The sequence below is a fragment of the Pseudomonas sp. CCI1.1 genome, assembly GCF_034348165.1.
Classification (GTDB): Bacteria; Pseudomonadota; Gammaproteobacteria; order Pseudomonadales; family Pseudomonadaceae; genus Aquipseudomonas; species Aquipseudomonas paracarnis.
In genome coordinates this window covers 1,422,844-1,441,005 of the sequence record NZ_CP133780.1, presented here as the reverse complement: position 1 = coordinate 1,441,005, position 18,162 = coordinate 1,422,844, and the positions used below count along the sequence as shown (strand labels likewise).

Annotated in this window: 15 protein-coding genes; 4 read left to right on the top strand and 11 right to left on the bottom strand. The window is 59.6% G+C overall.

The window, feature by feature from the left end; translation table 11 throughout:
- Nucleotides 1-52 precede the first annotated feature (52 nt).
- Nucleotides 53-1,378 (bottom strand): C4-dicarboxylate transporter DctA, encoded by a 1,326-nt coding sequence (locus tag RHM69_RS06225; RefSeq protein WP_172832684.1) that lies wholly within the window; start codon nucleotides 1,376-1,378, stop codon nucleotides 53-55.
- A 215-nt stretch (nucleotides 1,379-1,593) separates the two neighbouring features.
- Between RHM69_RS06225 and RHM69_RS06220 the strand changes: the two genes are divergently transcribed.
- Complete coding sequence (locus RHM69_RS06220) at nucleotides 1,594-2,223, top strand: DNA-3-methyladenine glycosylase I (protein WP_200599202.1); 630 nt, start codon at nucleotides 1,594-1,596, stop codon at nucleotides 2,221-2,223.
- A 127-nt stretch (nucleotides 2,224-2,350) separates the two neighbouring features.
- Here the strand turns inward: RHM69_RS06220 and RHM69_RS06215 are convergent, their stop codons facing one another.
- Together RHM69_RS06215 and RHM69_RS06210 are read right to left on the bottom strand one after the other, a co-directional pair.
- On the bottom strand, nucleotides 2,351-2,752 hold the full coding sequence (locus RHM69_RS06215) for a cupin domain-containing protein (RefSeq protein ID WP_014718320.1): 402 nt from the start codon (nucleotides 2,750-2,752) through the stop codon (nucleotides 2,351-2,353).
- An 84-nt stretch (nucleotides 2,753-2,836) separates the two neighbouring features.
- Complete coding sequence (locus tag RHM69_RS06210) at nucleotides 2,837-4,270, bottom strand: PLP-dependent aminotransferase family protein (protein ID WP_019820194.1); 1,434 nt, start codon at nucleotides 4,268-4,270, stop codon at nucleotides 2,837-2,839.
- A 161-nt stretch (nucleotides 4,271-4,431) separates the two neighbouring features.
- On the opposite strand from RHM69_RS06210, the gene RHM69_RS06205 reads away from it, so the two are divergent.
- Together RHM69_RS06205 and RHM69_RS06200 are read left to right on the top strand one after the other, a co-directional pair.
- Nucleotides 4,432-7,800, top strand: a complete 3,369-nt coding sequence (locus RHM69_RS06205) for a calcium-binding protein (RefSeq protein WP_200599201.1) — start codon at nucleotides 4,432-4,434, stop codon at nucleotides 7,798-7,800.
- 24 nt (nucleotides 7,801-7,824) lie between these two features.
- Nucleotides 7,825-9,555 carry a hypothetical protein gene (locus RHM69_RS06200; RefSeq protein WP_200599200.1) on the top strand — a complete coding sequence of 577 codons (1,731 nt, stop codon included), beginning with the start codon at nucleotides 7,825-7,827 and terminating at the stop codon, nucleotides 9,553-9,555.
- A 51-nt stretch (nucleotides 9,556-9,606) separates the two neighbouring features.
- Here RHM69_RS06200 and RHM69_RS06195 read toward each other — a convergent pair whose 3' ends face one another.
- From RHM69_RS06195 to RHM69_RS06175, 5 genes are all read right to left on the bottom strand, one after another.
- On the bottom strand, nucleotides 9,607-10,374 hold the full coding sequence (locus RHM69_RS06195) for an SDR family oxidoreductase (RefSeq protein WP_014718324.1): 768 nt from the start codon (nucleotides 10,372-10,374) through the stop codon (nucleotides 9,607-9,609).
- 21 nt (nucleotides 10,375-10,395) lie between these two features.
- On the bottom strand, nucleotides 10,396-11,463 hold the full coding sequence (locus RHM69_RS06190) for a phosphotransferase family protein (protein WP_020301516.1): 1,068 nt from the start codon (nucleotides 11,461-11,463) through the stop codon (nucleotides 10,396-10,398).
- 129 nt (nucleotides 11,464-11,592) lie between these two features.
- The gene (locus RHM69_RS06185; protein WP_014718326.1) at nucleotides 11,593-12,546 is read right to left on the bottom strand and encodes a 2-hydroxyacid dehydrogenase; all 954 of its coding nucleotides are present in this window, start codon (nucleotides 12,544-12,546) and stop codon (nucleotides 11,593-11,595) included.
- A gap of 148 nt (nucleotides 12,547-12,694) precedes the next feature.
- Complete coding sequence (locus RHM69_RS06180) at nucleotides 12,695-13,108, bottom strand: hypothetical protein (protein ID WP_020301515.1); 414 nt, start codon at nucleotides 13,106-13,108, stop codon at nucleotides 12,695-12,697.
- Nucleotides 13,109-13,198: 90 nt separating this feature from the next.
- On the bottom strand, nucleotides 13,199-13,693 hold the full coding sequence (locus tag RHM69_RS06175; protein ID WP_038450016.1) for a DUF4822 domain-containing protein: 495 nt from the start codon (nucleotides 13,691-13,693) through the stop codon (nucleotides 13,199-13,201).
- Nucleotides 13,694-14,108: 415 nt separating this feature from the next.
- Here RHM69_RS06175 and RHM69_RS06170 point away from each other — a divergent pair, with 415 nt between their 5' ends.
- Complete coding sequence (locus RHM69_RS06170; RefSeq protein ID WP_014718329.1) at nucleotides 14,109-15,386, top strand: serine/threonine transporter; 1,278 nt, start codon at nucleotides 14,109-14,111, stop codon at nucleotides 15,384-15,386.
- Between the two features lie 52 nt (nucleotides 15,387-15,438).
- On the opposite strand, the gene RHM69_RS06165 is transcribed toward RHM69_RS06170, so the two are convergent.
- The 3 genes from RHM69_RS06165 to RHM69_RS06155 form a co-directional block, all read right to left on the bottom strand.
- Nucleotides 15,439-16,017, bottom strand: a complete 579-nt coding sequence (locus tag RHM69_RS06165) for an acyl-homoserine-lactone synthase (protein ID WP_014718330.1) — start codon at nucleotides 16,015-16,017, stop codon at nucleotides 15,439-15,441.
- Between the two features lie 28 nt (nucleotides 16,018-16,045).
- Nucleotides 16,046-16,771 (bottom strand): autoinducer binding domain-containing protein, encoded by a 726-nt coding sequence (locus tag RHM69_RS06160; RefSeq protein ID WP_073844818.1) that lies wholly within the window; start codon nucleotides 16,769-16,771, stop codon nucleotides 16,046-16,048.
- Between the two features lie 117 nt (nucleotides 16,772-16,888).
- Nucleotides 16,889-18,160, bottom strand: coding sequence for a glycosyltransferase (locus RHM69_RS06155; protein ID WP_200599206.1), 1,272 nt, complete (start codon nucleotides 18,158-18,160; stop codon nucleotides 16,889-16,891).
- Nucleotides 18,161-18,162: the final 2 nt, after the last annotated feature.

The following is an 18,162-nucleotide window of genomic DNA, read 5'->3' as shown; positions in this document are numbered from 1 at the left end:
TGACCCACCGCTATCGCAGGCAAGCCAGCTCCCACATTGGATGGGTGTTGTCCTAGAACTCCTGATGCGCCGGCAGTACCGGCTTCTTGGCCTGGAAGGCATAGCCTTGCTGGCCGTCGAGCACCTTGTTGGCGCGCTGGATATCAATGTCTTTTTCCCAGCGTGCAATCGCCACGGTGGCCACGCAGTTGCCGATCAGGTTGGTCAGCGCACGGCCGATGCCCATGAACCAGTCCACGGCCAGCACCAACACCAGGCCGACCACCGGAATCGCCGGAATCGCTGTGAGCGTTGCCGCCAGAATCACCAATGCCGAGCCTGGAATGCCATGGGCGCCCTTGGAGGTGATCAACGATACCAGGAGGATGGTCAGCAAGTCGGTCATCGACAGCGGTGTGCCGGTGGCGTTGGCGATAAACACGATAGCCAGGGTCAGGTAGATGGAAAAACCGTCGAGGTTGAACGAATAGCCGGTGGGAATCACCAGGCCCACGGTGGAGCTGCCGATGCCCAGGTGTTCCAGTTTACGCATGATCTGCGGCAACACCGCGTCGGACGACGCGGTGCCCATCACGATCAGCAGTTCTTCGCGCAGGTACTTGAGCAGCGGCAACATGCGCAGGCCCGACAGGCGCATCACCAGCCCGAGGATCACCGCCACGAAGGCAAAACAGGTCAGGTAGAAAAGCCCCACCAGACTGCCCAGGTGTTGCAGTGAATCGAGGCCATAGGTGCTGGTGGTGAACGCGATGGCACCGAATACGCCAATTGGCGCCAGGCGCACGATCATGCCCATGATGCGGAAGATCACATGGCTCAATTCGTTGATCAGTCGCGAAATCCCGCTGGCCGCTTCGCCCACCAGGTTCAGCGCGCTGCCGAACAACACCGAAAACAACAGCACTTGCAGCACGTTATTATCGGCAAAGGCGCCGACTACCGAGTTGGGGATCAACTCCATCAGAAACTGGCTGGTGCCGCGGATGTGCTGGCCCTTGTCCGCCAGTTCATTCAAACCGGCGGAAGAGAGTTGCTCCAGGTGAATATTGGCGCCGCTGCCGATGCCGGTGCTGAAGGCCATGATCAGGCCGAGCACCAGGGCGACGGTGGTCAGCATCTCAAAATAGATCACCGACTTGAGGCCGATGCGTCCGACCTTCTTCAAGTCGCCCGCGCCGGAAATACCGCTGACCACTACGCAGAACACGATCAGGCCGATCAGCATTTTGATCAGCTTGATAAAGCCGTCACCCAAAGGTTTGAGTTGCGAGGAGAATTCGGGAAGGGCCAGGCCGCAGACGATGCCGAGTATCAGGCCAATCACGACTTGCAGGAAAATCGAACGCGAGCACCATCTGAGCATGGGAGGGATCTCTATTCGGTGCCCTGGTGGTTCCAGGGCTTAATTGTTGTGGTCTTACCGGTAAGTCCAGTGCGGGGCCAGTCTACGCTGGGGTTTTTTCAAATCACAAGTAAATATTTGGCGGTTGGCAGGTCCCGGTCTGACCAGTTGGTCGGTAAGTACGATGCTTGAGCGGTTGGCGGGGATTAATTTTTTTTGCGTATCATCGCCTTGGGCATACGAGGTGATGGATGGATCAATCAGGGCTGACAACCGACGAAGCAGGGCGCATGTATTGCGCCTGGCGCACTGCAGCGCCTGCGTACCTGCATTACCACGACCATGAGTGGGGTGTGCCGGTGGCGGATGACATCGCGTTGTACGAGAAGATCTGCCTGGAGGGGTTTCAGACGGGGATGGCGTGGATCACCATCCTGCGCAAGCGCGAAAACTTTCGGCAGGCGTTCGAGGGTTTTGATTTTCGCCGGGTGGCGCAGTACGGCGAGACGGACATCGAGCGGTTGATGAGCGAGCCGGGCATCGTGCGCAATCGGGCGAAAATCATCTCGGCCATCAACAACGCACGCCGGGCCTGTGAGCTGGTGGAGGAGACCGGTTCGCTGGCGCGCTGGCTGTGGGCGTTCGAACCCGGCGCGCAAGAGCGGCCGGCAGTGGTGGACATGGCTTACTGGACGGCCAATCCGACCTCAGCGGCTTCGGTGCGCTTGTCCAAGGCCCTGAAGAAACGCGGCTGGACCTTCGTCGGCCCGACCACGATGTATGCGTTGATGCAGGCGATGGGAATGGTCAATGATCATCTGGAGGGTTGTGAGTGCCGCCAGCGCATTGAACACCAGCGCAACCTGTTCAAACGTCCCTGACCAGATACGGTTAAAACTGTGGGAGCTGGCTTGCCTGCGATAACGGTGGGCCAGTAAAAGATGAGCTGGCGGGTCCACCGCTATCGCAGGCAAGCCAGCTCCCACATGGGTTTTGTGGTGTTGCTGATTACTTGGGAAGCGGGGTGAGTACCTCAGCTTTGTCATCCAGCACCATCACCACCAGCAGCTTGGCCGGTTGGGTCTGGCTGGCATTGCTTGACTCAAAATGCCGCGAGCCGGCCGGCTCGTAGAACGATTGCCCGGCTTTGTAGGTGATCGCCTTTTCATCATTGACCCGCGAGGTGATCTCGCCTTCGAGCACATAAGCCACGGCGGTGCCGGTGTGGCTGTGGGGCACGGTGGCCTGGCCGGGGGCGTAGTCCACGGTGAGCATGATGGTTTTCTTGCCCGGCACGTTGGTCAAGGCGTGCTCTTGCAGCACCTTGAGCGTTTCCTGGTTGTAGACCGGGTCGTGGGCAAATGCACTGAGGGAGGCGAGCATCAGGGTGGCAGCGAATAAGCGTTTCATGATGAGGGTTCCATCGGGTGAAAGACCGCTTCACCCTACGCCGCCGAGGGCTTGCCACCAATGACCAATGCGCCGGAAAACTGCCTAGCCAATCTGCAGGAGAATATCGCGGACCTTGTCCAGCGCCGGGTCGATGTCCAGGGTCTCGATGGCGCCGAACCCCAGAATCAGCCCCGAGCGCACCGGCTTGTCGTGAAAAAACACGTCCAAGGGATATAAACCCACCTCAACCTGGCGCGCCCGTTCCATCAGCAATGGAATATTCACCGGCACCTTGCACAGGGCCGCCAGGTGAAAGCCCGCCACCGTCGGTACTGCCTCGAACCACGGCGACAGATCGCCCGCCAGACGCTGCAGGATGCGTTCGCGACGCCCCGCATAGACCCCGTGACAGCGGCGAATATGCTTGAGCAGGTAGCCTTCGCTGATGAACTTGGCCAGTGCCCACTGCGGCAAGGTAGCGCTGTGCTGGTCGGTCAATTGCTTGGCCTTGAGCACCGCACCATAAATGGCCGGCGGCAGCACCGCGTAGCCCAGGCGCAACTCCGGCGACAGGGTTTTGGAAAAGGTGCCGACGTAGGTGACCACGCCTCGGGTATCCATGCTTTGCAGGGAGTCGGTGGGGCGGCCTTCGTAGCGGAATTCGCTGTCGTAATCGTCTTCGATGATGATCGCGCCGAGCGCAATGGCGCGGTCCAGCAGGGCCTCGCGCCGCGCCTGGCTCATGGGCATGCCGAGGGGGAACTGGTGGGACGGCGTCACATAGATCAGGCGCGTGCCATCCGGGATCTGGTCGACCTGCAGGCCCTGTTCGTCGACGGCAACACTGGCGACGCGGGCGCCCATCGCGACGAACAATTGGCGTGCGGGGCTATAGCCGGGGTCTTCCATCGCGACCAGGCTGCCGGGTTCAAGCACCACGCGGGCAAGCAGGTCCAGCGCCTGCTGTGCGCCGTTGGTGACTACGATATCGCGGGCGCTGCATTTGACCCCGCGGGAAAACGCGATATGCCCGGCGATGGCATCGCGCAGGGCGGGCACGCCTTCTGGCTGGCTGTAAAAACCACTGTTCTGGGCGATGCGACGCAACGCATCCTGGGTGCAACGCCGCCATTCATCCTGTGGGAATTGGTGGCGTGTCGTCGCGCCACCGATAAATTCGTAGCGCAGGATCTCCTCGCGGGCGGGGTGGCCCATGGGTGAGGGCAGTGCCGCCCATTTGCCCAGGTTGGCGGCACACGCCAGGTCGGTGGCGGTTTGCACGCGGTCGGGCTGTGGCGCCCAGGCATTGACGAAAGTACCGCGGCCGATCTTGCCAATCAGCAGGCCCTCGTAGGTCAAGGTGGCGTAGGTGTCCGACACGGTCTTGCGCGAGATGCCCAGTTGTTCGGCGAGCAGTCGGCTGGGGGGCAGCTGTGCGCCTGCCGACAGCCGCCCGGTGGCGATGGCTTCGCGCAACTGCTGGTAGAGCTGTTCGGCCAGGTCCTTGCGGCCATTGATTACCACGTGCAGTTCCATGTTTCATCCCAAGGCTTCACTCCGCGCCAAGATTACTCGCTTGCGCTATGGGCTCAAACTATCTGTGCGTCAATTGCCGGTACGCATAAGCATCTACCGTTGCCTGGGTCCTGTTGGCCGCCACTATCCCTGTTTACGTCGTGGCATAGGGAGGCGGACGCATGGCGACAATCGAAACACCTGCGAAAAAAAGGCAAGCAGCATTGCTTGCCCTGGATCAGAGCCTGGGGCCATTGGTTGTGGGCGAGCTGACTGTCCAGCGTAGAGACCTTGCCGCCATGGGGGCCTATATGGCGGGAAAACCGGTAAAGGCCCATCACCTGGCGGTACGCGAAGCAGACCAGACGCTGCTTGATGCGATCCGATTCTCGGCATCCAGACTGCATCGGTGTCTGCGCAGGAATGACTCGGTCAGTGACAACAGTGCCGCGCTGTTATTCGAGTTCGCGGCATTGCGTTCGCTACAGGCACCACCTCTGCTGTTGGCGAAGCCGGGAGACGAACATCCTGGTGCAGTCGGCAAGCTCGATAACCTGTTGCGTTCAGTACAGAAAACCAATCTCAACCAAGCGGCGCAGCTGGAGGGAATGCCTCGCTGGGTCGAGCCGAAGAAAAGCCGAAGCCTGGCGGTCATGGGCGCGGGGCTTGCAGCTTACGGGTATTACAGCGCAATCAGCGCCTTGGCCGAGGCGATCAAAACTGGCGACATCAATAGGTCGGTGGTCACCGGCGCTGAGTTATTGGCCAACCTCACAGGGGCTGCACTGGAGCTGGCGCTGGAAAAACTCGGCAGACGGCTGCTGGAAAACGGTCGCAAGGTATTTGCAGGTTTCAGCACCAGTTGCCTTGGCCAGGCCCTGCGACGGGGGGCCAGCCTGTTTGCGTTGGTGCTGACGTTGCCCTTTGATTATCTCAATGCCAAGGAGTCGTTCGCCAAGGCAGCGAAGAGTACCGGCAAGGAAGCCATGGACCATTACGTCAATGCCGGCTTCAGTATTGTGAGCGCCAGCGTGGCTGTGGCCCTGAGTGCCGCTGCGTTGGCCGGATTCAGCGTGGCCGGCCCGCTGGGCATTGCCGCCGCTGCCGTACTGATCTTTGGCACGCAACTCTATGCTGCGGTTCGTCAGGTGGATGACATTGATGATTACATCGAACTGAGTATCTTCGAGCGCCTGCACGCGGGCTGGTTGGCCTTTCAAGGCAAGGAGCAGGAGAGGGCCATACGCGATCGGTACGTCGTGGCCCGGATGGAACAACAGTATGCGCAGCAACTGGAGGAGCAGGCCGATGCCTGGCTTAAAGGCGCGCTCAAAGGCACCGTGCAGGCGGTGGTCAATGGCGGGTTTGAGGTGCGGTTGAGGCCAGTCCGCTATTGGAAGCGCCGCTGGAACGAGGCCGAGGGTGAAGATCCGTACATCGATACCACAGAGCCCACGGTGATTGACCAAGATGATGAAGTCGATGCGTCCAATACCCCGGTTGACCGTCTGCCGGGTGCGGTGTTTGAGAGTACTGCCGTGGATGCGGCTGTGCTCTGGCAACTGGGGGGAGGTAATGACAAGGTCAAAGGTTCGACTGGCAACCCGAACATTTTCCGCTTCGGTGAAGGCCACAAGCAGCTCACCGGGGGCGCCAAGAACGACCTGTTCAGGTATGACATGCCGACGGCCATACTGGACGAAACCGATGCGAATAGCCCGGCCAGCGAGCTGCGTGGCGAGGAGGGCAGCGATACGCTTTACCTGGCCAACTCGACAATTTATGAGGACGGGACGGCAGGTTATGCCATCGACCTGCAGGCGGGCACTGTGGTGCGGCGCAAGGATATCGACAAGTCGCCGCCTTATCCTTCGATCAGCCTGGACTCGATAGAAAATATCTACACCCCAACCGGGCTTGCCAACCATCTCAAGGGTTCAGCACAGGCCAATACCCTGGTCGCCGCCGGTCACAACGATCGGATCGAAGCCGCAGAGGGGAACGATACAGTGATTGTGCTGGGCGCTGGCGCCTGGGTGGACGGTGGGGCGGGCAAGGATCGTTATGTGATTGCCAGCAACCCTGGCGCGGTGACATTGCATGAGCAGGACTGGGCCGAGGGCTCTGTGATTGAGATGCGCTGGCCGTTGGCGTCTATCAGCAGTTGGCGTATCCAGGGCTGTGCGCTGGTCATCGTGGCGTGGAGGGGCGTGGACGGCGAACTGCCGGAGCAAGTCATCAAGCTTGAGCGGCTCTATACGTCCAGTGATGAGCAGCGCCGCTTGAACACGCACAACCTGCTGTTTCTCACGGAGGACGGCTATACGCTTGAGCCGATCCTTGAACCGGTGTTGATGGGCAGCGAGGACACTAACGTCACCGTTGCCGTGAGAGCGGGCGGCCAGGACGTCAGCCTGGACAAGGTGTTGGGCGCTGGCACGTTCGTGGTGCCCCATGGGCGTTCTACGCGTGGGTTCGTCGAACGCGGGCCAGGTGCAAAGGTGCTCGATGTTCGCCTCAAGGGCGACACCACCGCGTGCGTGCTGTACGTGGACTATTCGTCGCGGGAGATTCTCCAGGCCTTGGCCCATTACCGCGTGACCCTGCGCAGGAGGGGACACTTCGATTCGCTGACCTACAGCGACGTGAGATTGACCATCAGGTTCATCGACGGCAGCCAATTGGTCCTCGCCCACTATGCCAGCGATCGTTCTTCGGCGCGCACCAACGTGACCTCAAACATCATCGCGGTGGCTTTGACGCTGGACTGCCGATTCGTGCTGGTCATGAATGACGGCGTCTCATACCGCGTGCAGGCGGCCCAGCAATCCTATATCCAAGACCGTGCCTCGCCCGGGTTCAAGACCTTCGACGGCAGCTCTGCCTTGATAGAAAAGCCCGGCGTGCGCGGTTTTTTTCGACCGCACAGCGCCAAGGGCATCTGGTTGCAATCGGTGCAACAGAAAGTCGTTATTCCTGTACCGCCCCATTACCAGAGGCCTTATGCGCTGATGGGGCGCTCATCGACCTACGAGGTCGTGCCCAGCGCAGGCTCAACGATTGCCCTGTCCACGCCGGGGGCGTTGGCCAAAACGGCGGACGCGTCGTTCTGGCGGATCAATACCGCCGGTCTTGGCGAGTTGATTGAGCGGGCGCATATCGCCCTGATCAACGACACGCTGACCGTTGGCAGCGTGACAGTGTTGCTGCCTCCCGTGACAGACCCTTCGATACCGCTGGAACAGGTCAGCGTACACACCCTGCAGGGCGAGCAGTACGACATTCGCCAGGACCTGGGCGCGATCTGCCTCGTGCAACTGGATGCTTGCCGTTATTCGAGCATCGATGAGGTACTGGGTGCGCTGCGCCGTTCTCGCCAGTGGACGACCGTGATGGTGCGTCAGTTGCGTATCGTCGGCCTTGAGCTGGAGGACGGTACGGTGTCAGGTATTCATTACGATGCAGGTCGCGATTGCTGGGGAGCGGACGCTGATCCCCAGCGCACTGTGACGTCTGCGCAACTGCGGTTTATCGGTGCCGATTCAGTTTGATAGATCATTGAAAAGGGATTTTTTATGCAGCAAAAACCTCAATCACCCAGGACCGCGCATGTATCACCCTCACGTATCGGCTTGGGTGCCGACACCGTCATGGTCAGGGACTATGGCCGTCAGGTTCCTTCCCTTCAACCTGTGAATCAAGGCGTGCAGCGCACCGGGCACGGCGACGCGCTTGGGGTCGCGCACATAAGTGCGCTGGATCTGCCTGGGCCGCTGCCGCCGCAGGCAGTGTGGGTAACGGGCGATGCGCTTGGGCCCGCAAATGCCGAGGGTATTCGTCAGGCTGCCGGCCGCAGTTACATTGATCTGGATACCGGGCAGACAGTGCAAGTGGACTATCACCCGGCCAGCGGCACTTATCACCCGCGCTTGGCTCATCAACTGGCGGCCAGCCCATCTGCTGTCAGCAGAGTGGGGGGCACTTGGACCTGGACCGGCGTGACGACGGCGGCTCATGCCAGTGCACCGGTGTCGATGCCGATGGCCGCCCCCGTGCCGCGGGATCCACGGTTGGATCTGCAGCTTTACGATGCACGAGGTGGGGGCGCAACGACGGGGCCGGCTATCCAGGGGAAAAGACAGTACGTCATGGCCGGGCAGAGCTACTACGGCGATGCCCGGTTCTCGTTGGCGTCCTTCAAAGCGGGCGATAACAAACTTTACGTACCTGACGCGCGTGGGGTGTGGCAGCAAAGCGGGGCCATCACCGAAGACGGCATCATTCAGATCTCTGGTGACTCAATCGCCAGCTATCTGGAGGTGGGGGGCGTAGTGGTTCGCGTCGATCTTGATAGCACGAGAAATAAATACCAGATGATTCCCAATGCACACAGCCATGCGCCGGGTGTCTACCTGGATACCGGTGGCAGCCGTGCTTCGTGGGTGCCCGAGATGCGCTTGGGCAGCATCGGCGCCATCATTCGCGCGGCCCGCAAGGTTCTGGGCTACACCACTGTTACCAGTGATATGAGCCAGGGCGTGATGTCGACGCAGGACAGGCAAACGTACTGCTACATGCGCCAGTATGCGCGGCAGATGATTGCATTCGATAACCCGGCTATCCGCAATGCACCCGCGCACCTGCAAGATCGCAAGATTGATACGCACATCTGGACCCATGGTTATCCCTATGGTCGGCTGTTACAGGGGATACAGGCCAAGGCCGACGGCCTCGCTCTACCCATGGGCATTGTGCAGTTTGATCCGTTTCAAGGCATGGCCACCGTTGCGGTACGCCGTGAGGGCTCGTTCAATGTCGACGCAGTGGCCGCCAACGACCAGTTTCATTATCCCCATCGGCAAAGGCGCGCGGATGAAATAGCGTTGTTTGATCATTGGAAGACGCTGAGTATTCAGGATGCAAAGGGCCGTGGGCTTGCCAATGAGAAGATGTACCGCGCACTACTGGTCAATGATGGCTATCAAATCATCCCTGGTGGAACCTACGGTGGCGGTCAAAACGGTTTCGATCTGGTGTTCAAAGGGCCCGCGGGCGATGTCTACGTGCTTGAGGTCAAGCATGCCAAACCGCGCAATGTCAGCATGCAGAGGGTCTATGAGCATTTCCAGATGGAGGATGGCTGGGTTAGACGCGTGTTGAAGAAGTTGGACCGCAGTGATCCAGGGGCCAGGCAACAGGTAGCGGATGCGCTGGACCGTCAGCGGCTGTTCAAGGTGATTGGCGCGACCCTGCCAGACGGCAAACTGGTGCTATTCAAGATCGATATGAGCGGCGTGCGAGTCTGAGTCTGATGGCAGACGGCTCAGCACCGTCTGCCACCGATGGCGCCTGGGGCGTCAGGACAAGAAACCACCGTCCACATTCAGCGAAACCCCAGTGGTATAGCTCGACGCATCACTGGCCAGGTACAGCACCGCGCCAGCCATTTCGCTGGGGTCGGCCACGCGCTTGAGCGGGATCTGGGCCAGGGCCATTTTCAGGATGGAATCATTCTTGACCAGCGCCGAGGCAAACTTGGTATCGGTCAGGCCCGGCAGCAGCGCGTTGCAACGGATTCCAAAGGCCGCACATTCCTTGGCAAACACCTTGGTCATGTTGATTACGGCGGCCTTGGTCACCGAGTAGATGCCCTGGAACACGCCCGGCGAGATGCCGTTGATCGAGGCCACGTTGATGATGCTGCCGCCGCCGTTCTCGCGCATCAGCTTGCCGGCTTCCACCGACATGAAGAAGTAACCACGGATATTCACGTCAACGGTCTTCTGGAATGCGCCCAGGTCGGTGTCCAGTACATTACAGAACTGCGGGTTGGTGGCGGCGTTGTTGACCAGGATATCCAGGCGGCCGAACTGTTCACGAATGCCGGCGAACACCTGGGTGATCTGCTCCATTTCACCAATATGGCAGGCAATGGCCGTGGCTTTGCCGCCCTCGGCGATGATCGCATCGGCCACGTGCTGGCAACCCTCCAGCTTACGGCTGGAGACAATCACATGGGCGCCTTGCTGGGCCAGCAACTTGGCGATGGCTTCACCGATGCCACGGCTGGCGCCGGAAACAAACGCAATCTTGCCATCGAGGTCGAACAGGTTGGTCTTGGACATGAGGGTTCCTTGTAGTTGCACTCAGAGCGCTGATTTGCCGATGACATTCAGGCTCATCTGCTCCAGCAGTTTGTTCATGTGGATGAACTGCGCGAAGCGTTTGTCCTGGGTCTGGCCATGGAAGAAGCGGTAGTAGATCTGCTGCACAATCCCGGCCAGGCGGAACAGGCCGTAGGTGTAATAGAAATCGAAATTGTCGATCTGGATGCCGGAGCGCTCGGCGTAGTAGTCGACAAACTGGCGGCGGGTGAGCATACCGGGGGCGTTGCTCGGCTGGCGGCGCATCAGTTGCACCGGCGCCGGGTCCGCGGCCTCGATCCAGTAGGCGAGGGTGTTGCCCAGGTCCATCAACGGGTCGCCCAGGGTGGTCAGCTCCCAGTCCAGCACGCCGATGATCTGCATCGGGTTGTGCGGGTCGAGGATCACGTTGTCAAAGCGGTAGTCGTTGTGCACGATGCTGGAGGTGGAGTGATCGGCAGGCATCTTGTCGTTGAGCCAGGCGCGTACCGCCTCCCATTTTGGCGCATCGGGCGTCAGGGCTTTTTCATAGCGTTCGCCCCAGCCGCGAATCTGCCGCGCCACGTAGCCTTCGGGCTTGCCCAGGTCGGCCAGGCCGCAGGCGTGGTAGTCGACCTGGTGCAGTTCGACGAATTTGTCGATAAAGCTCTTGCACAAGGCCTCGGTGCGGGTGGCGTCCAGGCCCAGCTCAGCCGGCAGGTCGGAGCGCAGGATGATGCCGTTGACGCGCTCCATCACATAGAACTCGGCGCCGATCACCGATTCATCGGTGCAGTGCACATAAGCCTTGGGGCAGTACGGAAAGCCATCTTTGAGCTGGTTGAGAATGCGGTATTCGCGGCCCATGTCGTGGGCAGACTTGGCTTTGTGACCAAACGGCGGGCGACGCAGCACAAATTCCTGGTCGGGGTATTCCAGCAGGTAAGTCAGGTTCGACGCGCCACCAGGGAACTGGCTGATTTTGACGGTACCGCTCAGGCCCGGAATATGAGCTTTGAGGTAGGGATCGATCAGGCTGGCATCAAGTTCTTCGCCTGGGCGAATCTGGGTCGATTGGTCGTTCAGCGCCATGCTTATCCCTTCTGCTTATTCTAAAGGCCTTGGACTATTTCCTAATCTAATGCGCACAGCCGCCCAGCGACAAGGCCGGGGCGGCTTAATAGGTTAGCGTGTTGAAGGGTGATCAGCGTGCCTGATCGGTCATTTTGCAGGCGCTGGCAAGGCCACCGGTGTAAGCACGGGGCGGCCGGCAAAGTATTCCACCAGGTTATCAGCGACGCGCTGCACCGTGTCATGGGCCGCTTCCGGGGACAGGCCGGCCACGTGGGACGTCAGCACGGTATTGCTCAGGCGCTTGAGGGCATCGGGCACTGCAGGCTCATCGTCAAACACGTCCAGCGCGGCGCCGCCGATGCGGCGCTGCTCCAGCGCGGCGACCAGGTCGGCGGTCACCACTACGCTGCCGCGGCCAATGTTCACCAGATAGCCATTGGGCCCCAACGCATCCAGCGCATGTTTATCGATCAGATGGCGAGTGCCGGCCCCACCGGGCGTGGCCAGGATCAGGAAGTCCGAAGTGCGCGCCAGTTCGACGGCCGTTGAGCAGTAGGTGTAATCCACGTCATCGCGAGGTTGGCGGTTGTGATAGCTCACTTCCATGCCAAACCCGAGGGCGGCGCGCTTGGCGATTTCCATGCCCACGGCCCCCAGCCCGAGAATGCCCAGTTGTTTGCCGGCCAGGGAAGGGCGCATGACCTTCGGCCACTCGCTGCGGCGAACAGCGGCGTCGGTCTGAGGAATCCCGCGCACCAGTGACAACAGCAACGCCATGGCGTGATCAGCCACCGAGGGTGCGTTCACGCCGGCACCGTTAGTCACCACTATCCCGCGGTTGCTTGCCGCTTGCAGGTCCACATGTTCGTAGCCGGCGCCAATCACGCAGATGATCTCCAGTAATGGCAACGCGGCGATCTCTTCGGCATACAACCCAAGCGGCCCGCGGGTCAGCACGGCCTGAATCTGCCCCCCATGGGTCTTGATCGCTTGGGCGCGTTCAGTAGGCGTCGGCGCCAGGATCACATGAAAGTCGTTGCTCTCGATGATTTGCAGGTATTCGTTGATGGTTTCAACCAGGACCAGAACAGTGGTGGGCATCGCAAGGCTCTTCCTGAAGGGTTTGAGAGCATGAGTATGCGCCGAACCTACCCGTTATTGCGCTGACCTCCTGCAAGATTTCCGGATACGTCAAACCTGGCTGCGCAACCCAAACCCGCGCACCCAGGCTCCTTCGCTGTCGCGCCAGCTACTGAGTAGTCCCCGGTTGCCGTGCCTGGGCCCGCTCTCTTTGTGCGATCGGCATGAAATCGTAGGTCGGGAAGAATTCCGTCTTGTAGACACCCCACGCCGTGTTCTCGATGGCCAGGTTGACTTGAGCCAGGCGAGACGCCGGTAAACGCAGCACGATGACTTGCCCGATGCCCATGGTGATATTCCAACTGACGACTTCGACACCTTCCGGCGGGAAGACCTTGTGAAATTCCTGCTTGGCCAGTTGGGCTTTCAATTCGCCCAGCGGGCGTGATTGATCGTGTTTAAGAAACACGGTCAACATGACGGTGTTATCGGACGTGGCGGCGATGCTTTTGGTGGGCAGTGTCGTGTTGGCCTGTACCGTGGTTGCGCTGGGCAACAGTACGGCTACCAGCAGTGCAGGCATGAGTAGATATCTGAATGAAGCGTATGGATTCATCACAAGTGCCTCGTTTGTTATTGGTTTTTTATGGCTGGATATAAATTGGGTGTTTAACTAGTTTGACATCTGAGTCTTTATTGGTCCCGTGTAAGGCGCATGTACCACATAGATTCTAACGGGAGGGTTGGTCGCTACCATGTCGCGAGGGACTTCACGAGAATAGGTGAATTCGGTGTTGTCCAATTTTTCCAGCCTTCTGACGATGGTGCGATGCGGGCCAAGGTCGGGCACCAGGATGTGGGTCTGCTTGTCGTCAGTGACCAGGAAATAACCGCCCCCGCCATCAGGGTGTTTCGAGCGCCCTGTATCGGTGTAGAAAAATTCGTAACGATTGCGTTGCGGGTCCCACATTGAGATTCCGACCACGCCGGGGTATTTGGCCTTGACGTCGTTTTCTGGCTCGCCCTCTATATAAACCTTGGTGGTCAACCATTGAGGCGAAGAGGCCAGGGCACGAACATCAGCCTCAACCGGTTTCGCGTAACTTGACGGCGCGCCTAATAAACCCGCGAAAAACAGGCCGGTAAAAGCAAGGGTGAATCTTCGCATTATCAAACTCCTTACTGGTTGGTTAAGTGTTGTTATCGTCTTTGTCGGTCAGTGCGCGAAGATATTAGTGTGTGAATTTACGCGTGCTCAATAGCTATGTATGGTCCTGTAACAGTTGAGGGGTTGTATGACTAAGAATATGATTTTGAAGCGGGCTGCTTCTGAACTTGTTGTCGGACTCTTCTCGCAATAGGTGGCCTATTAAAACTTAGACGTAATGTTTGTACGACGTTTCAGCCATCCAAAACCTTCACGGGGGCGGCCACATGAACAGCTGCTCCGCCTAACCATTCCTCAGCTAAGTCTTTGCTTCTCCAAGAGAATCCCGGACAATCCGGCCCTTGTTTCGGCCAGGGCGCTGCCTGTCAGGTTTTTCTGACTCGTGCTGGCCGTGTGAATGCGGAGATCCCACCGGATGAATGATCAGGCCAATAGCGTCGACGAACGCTATGCAACGACACCTGCAACGCTCACAAGCTGGAGCCGCCAGGACACTACCTGGATGCTCGGGCTATTCGGTACCGCCATTGGCGCCGGTACTTTGTTCCTGCCTATCAACGCGGGCCTGGGGGGCTTCTGGCCGCTGGTGATCCTGGCGTTGCTGGCGTTCCCGATGACGTTCTTTGCCCACCGTGGGCTGACCCGTTTCGTGCTGTCCGGCCGTGAAGGTTCCGACATTACCGACGTGGTTGAAGAGCATTTCGGTATCAAGGCCGGTGCACTGATCACCTTGTTGTACTTCTTTGCGATCTTCCCGATCCTGCTGATCTACAGCGTGGCGCTGACCAATACCGTCAGCAGCTTCATGGAGCACCAGCTGCATATCCTGCCGCCGCCCCGGGCCATCCTGGCGTTTGTGTTGATCTTGGGTCTGCTGGCCGTGGTGCGTTGCGGTGAGCAAGTGATCGTCAAGGCCATGAGCTTGATGGTGTACCCGTTTATTGTGGCCTTGCTGTTCCTGGCGGTGTACCTGGTACCGCACTGGAATGGCGGCATTCTCAGCACCGCCAGCGAAGTGCCGGCACCCTCGGCGCTGCTCAACACGCTGTGGCTGGCGATTCCGGTGATGGTGTTCTCGTTCAACCATTCACCGATCATCTCGGCCTTCGCGGTGGACCAGAAGCGCCAGTACGGCGCACACGCCGACGAGCGCAGCTCGCAGATCCTGTCCCGCGCGCACTTGCTGATGGTGGCGATGGTGCTGTTCTTCGTGTTCAGTTGCGTGCTGACCCTGTCGCCCGCGCAGTTGGCCGAAGCGAAAGCGCAGAACCTGTCGATCCTGTCGTACCTGGCCAACCACTTCGATAACCCGACGATTGCCTTTGCCGCACCGTTGATTGCGTTCGTGGCGATTGCCAAGTCGTTCCTGGGCCACTACATCGGCGCCAGCGAGGGCCTCAAGGGCCTGGTGGTCAAGACTGGCCGCCGCCCGGCACCCAAGACCCTGGACCGCATGACCGCCGCCTTCATGTTGGTGGTGTGCTGGATCGTCGCCACGCTCAACCCGAGCATTCTTGGCATGATCGAGACCCTGGGCGGGCCGATCATCGCGTCGATATTGTTCCTGATGCCGATGTACGCGATCCGCAAGGTCCCGGCCATGGCCAAGTACCGGGGGCAGGCCTCGAATGTGTTCGTGACGCTGGTCGGTCTGGTGGCCATTTCCTCACTGATTTACTCGCTGATTCCCTGAGGCGTTCGCAGCCGATGCCCCGGCTTTAAGCACAGGTGGGGATCACCCATCGCTAGGCAACGGCCGACTCTGCGTGTAACGCGATTTGGCCGTTTTTCTGCCAGGCCGGAAAACTCAGCGCTACCACATGGTCTTTATTCACGCGTTGCGGAGAACCGAGGCGGCTCAACTGCACGCCATGCCTGAGAAAATAACGTTCCAGCGCGGGTGTGGTCACCGCCACTACCCGATTGGCGCCCTGGCTCCAGGCATGGTTCAGGCTGTTCCACCAGACGCGCATCGGTAAGGTGCCTTCCTCCAGGGCGCGCGCGGCAAAACGCGACACCTCCCAGGTGTCGCTGCTTCGCGGGGTTGGCTGGTCGCACAGAAAACCGAACACTTGCGCCAGCAGATAAGGTTGCGTGGTCGGCAAGAGTCGCGCGCAACCGCAGACTTGGTGCTCGGCATCCAGGGCGAGGATATGACGAGCATCCGCGTGGTCGAACTGGTCGAATTCGCGTTGGGGCCGGGCGTGCGTGGAATCCAGTTGCCAGCCCAATTGCTGGATGAAAACTTCGTGTCGGTAGCGGCCCAGGTCGTCCTCAAGCGTTGCAGACAGTTCATGGTGACGACGGGTGATGATGCTGATCATTGGACGTCCTTATCGCAATTGTCGGGCCCTAGATAAGGCCCTGTGCAGCGGCGTAGGCTGCCGCCAGTGTTTTGTTGCCAGCCCCGAATTTCTTCTGAATGGCTTTGAGGTGAAAGTTTACGGTGTTGACGGAAATAGTGAGGATCAGCGCGATTTCTCCTGAACTCTTGCCGTCGGCGGTCCACTGCAGGATCTCCCGCTCACGCCGGCTCAGGCAGACCAATTGGTGGGCGCGTTCGCTATCACCCAGGTCTGTCAGGCGCAGTGTCACCCGTTCAAGGATGCAGCGCAGGCGCACTTGAATTTCGTTGTTTTCAGCCTGCGAAATAATGTCTTGGCGCCGAGCCACGGACAGTACCCGCAGTGAACGGTCGTGGCTTCGAATCGGCAGTGTGGCGCCGATGCACAAGCCCCAGTCCCGAGCTTCCTGCCACAGCGTGCGGCTGTTATCAAACAGTGCGTCGTTCCATACCACCATCTCGGTAGAGCGCAAGCCACTAAGGATTGACGGATCGACAGCCGCGTAGTTTTGTTTCTCGTAATGTGCCAGCCAGCTTGCGGGGTAGGACCCGCATATCTCGGTTCTGGGGCGTGTAAAAGGGGTCAGGTGACGTACGCCATAGGCGTAGTACTCGAACCCCAGTTGCAACACTTCACGCTCCAGAAGCGCTAACACTTGAGTCTCATCCTGTTGCTTGCACATCTCGATGCGCAAGCAATCCCACCAACGAATGAGGTCGTTTTCCTTCTCCATGGACAGTCGCCTCGATTACTGCATTCTTGGCAATCTAGCCCACAAGCTATTTCTGTCAAACTTTGCCGAGGCTTCCCGACCGCTCTGGCACGGTGCTTACACTTGGACGTTCGTGGTTTATGAGGCCTGGCGCAGGCGAGGCATTGAATGCCGCGCGTGGCACTGCTCAATGGCGTTGACCGCTGTTTCACAAGAGGCAGCGTCGCAGGGCATCAGGCTGCTCGCTCGACGACAGGCCGTTTGCAGCCGGCTGTCGTGCAAGAGCGTTGTGATCGCATCGTCCAGGTCCTGTTTGTTTAACGGTAGGGCAAGGCGTATGCCGCATCCCATGCGCACCAGGCGTTCGGCGTTATCGAACTGGTCATGAGCGATAGGCAGCACAATCTGCGCAATGCCGGCCGCCAGCGCCTGGCTCATGGCGCCAATGCCGCCGGGGTGGGCCAGACCGGCCGCGTGGGGCAACAGCGAACTCATCGGCAAAAACGGACGCTGTATCACGGTGGGCGGCAGGTCCGTGAAGAGCGGTCGATCACCGGTCAGAAAAATGCCGCGGGCACCGACCCTGTGCAGCGCTGCCAGGGCGAAACGATAAAACTGCTGGTCAAAGTGCTCAGTGGAGCCTTGAGTGAAGACAATAGGGGGCGCTCCGGCAACCAGAAAGGCTCGTGTGGGCTCATCGAGCCCAGGGGCGCCACCGTCGAACAGAGGGAAACCGGCCATGTGCAAAGGCTGTGGCCAGTCTTTCTGTGCGGGGGCGAACCATTCGGGGAACAGGCATATCACCCCTTGGGGCGCATGCATCCATTGACTGAAGATGTTCTTCACCACGCCTGGTAGCCCATGTTTGTGGCGTAGTGCGTTGATTTGGGGAGCACAGGTACGGTCCAGGCTCAGGTATTCGATCCCGCGCCAGAGCAGCTTGCGCAGAGTCAATGGCAAGCGCCGCGACACATTGAAGGTGGGGTGCACGGGCGGCAAATGTGCAGAAAGCAACGTGGATGGCGACACTTGGACGGACAGATAAGGGATGCCGTATTTTTCATGGGCGATACGTGCACCCAAGGCCCATAGTGAGCCGACAACCACCGTATCGTCGGTATTGTGAGTGGTTACATAGTCGTAGACGGGTTCCAGCAGGCCGGCGATGGCTTGCCACAATACGGCGAATGAGGTCTTCGGGTCCCACAATAGGGGATCGCCCATGGCGGCGCTGTAGGTCGCCTCATCGCATAACGGCACGAAGTTCAGCCCCTGCGCCTCAATGGCGCGCTGAAACGTCGGCATGCTGCACAAGGTGACCTGATGACCGCGCACAGTCAGGGCAGCCCCCAGGCCGATAAAGGGAAAAACGTCACCGGCCGAGCCGATGGCAACCATGATTACTCGCATCA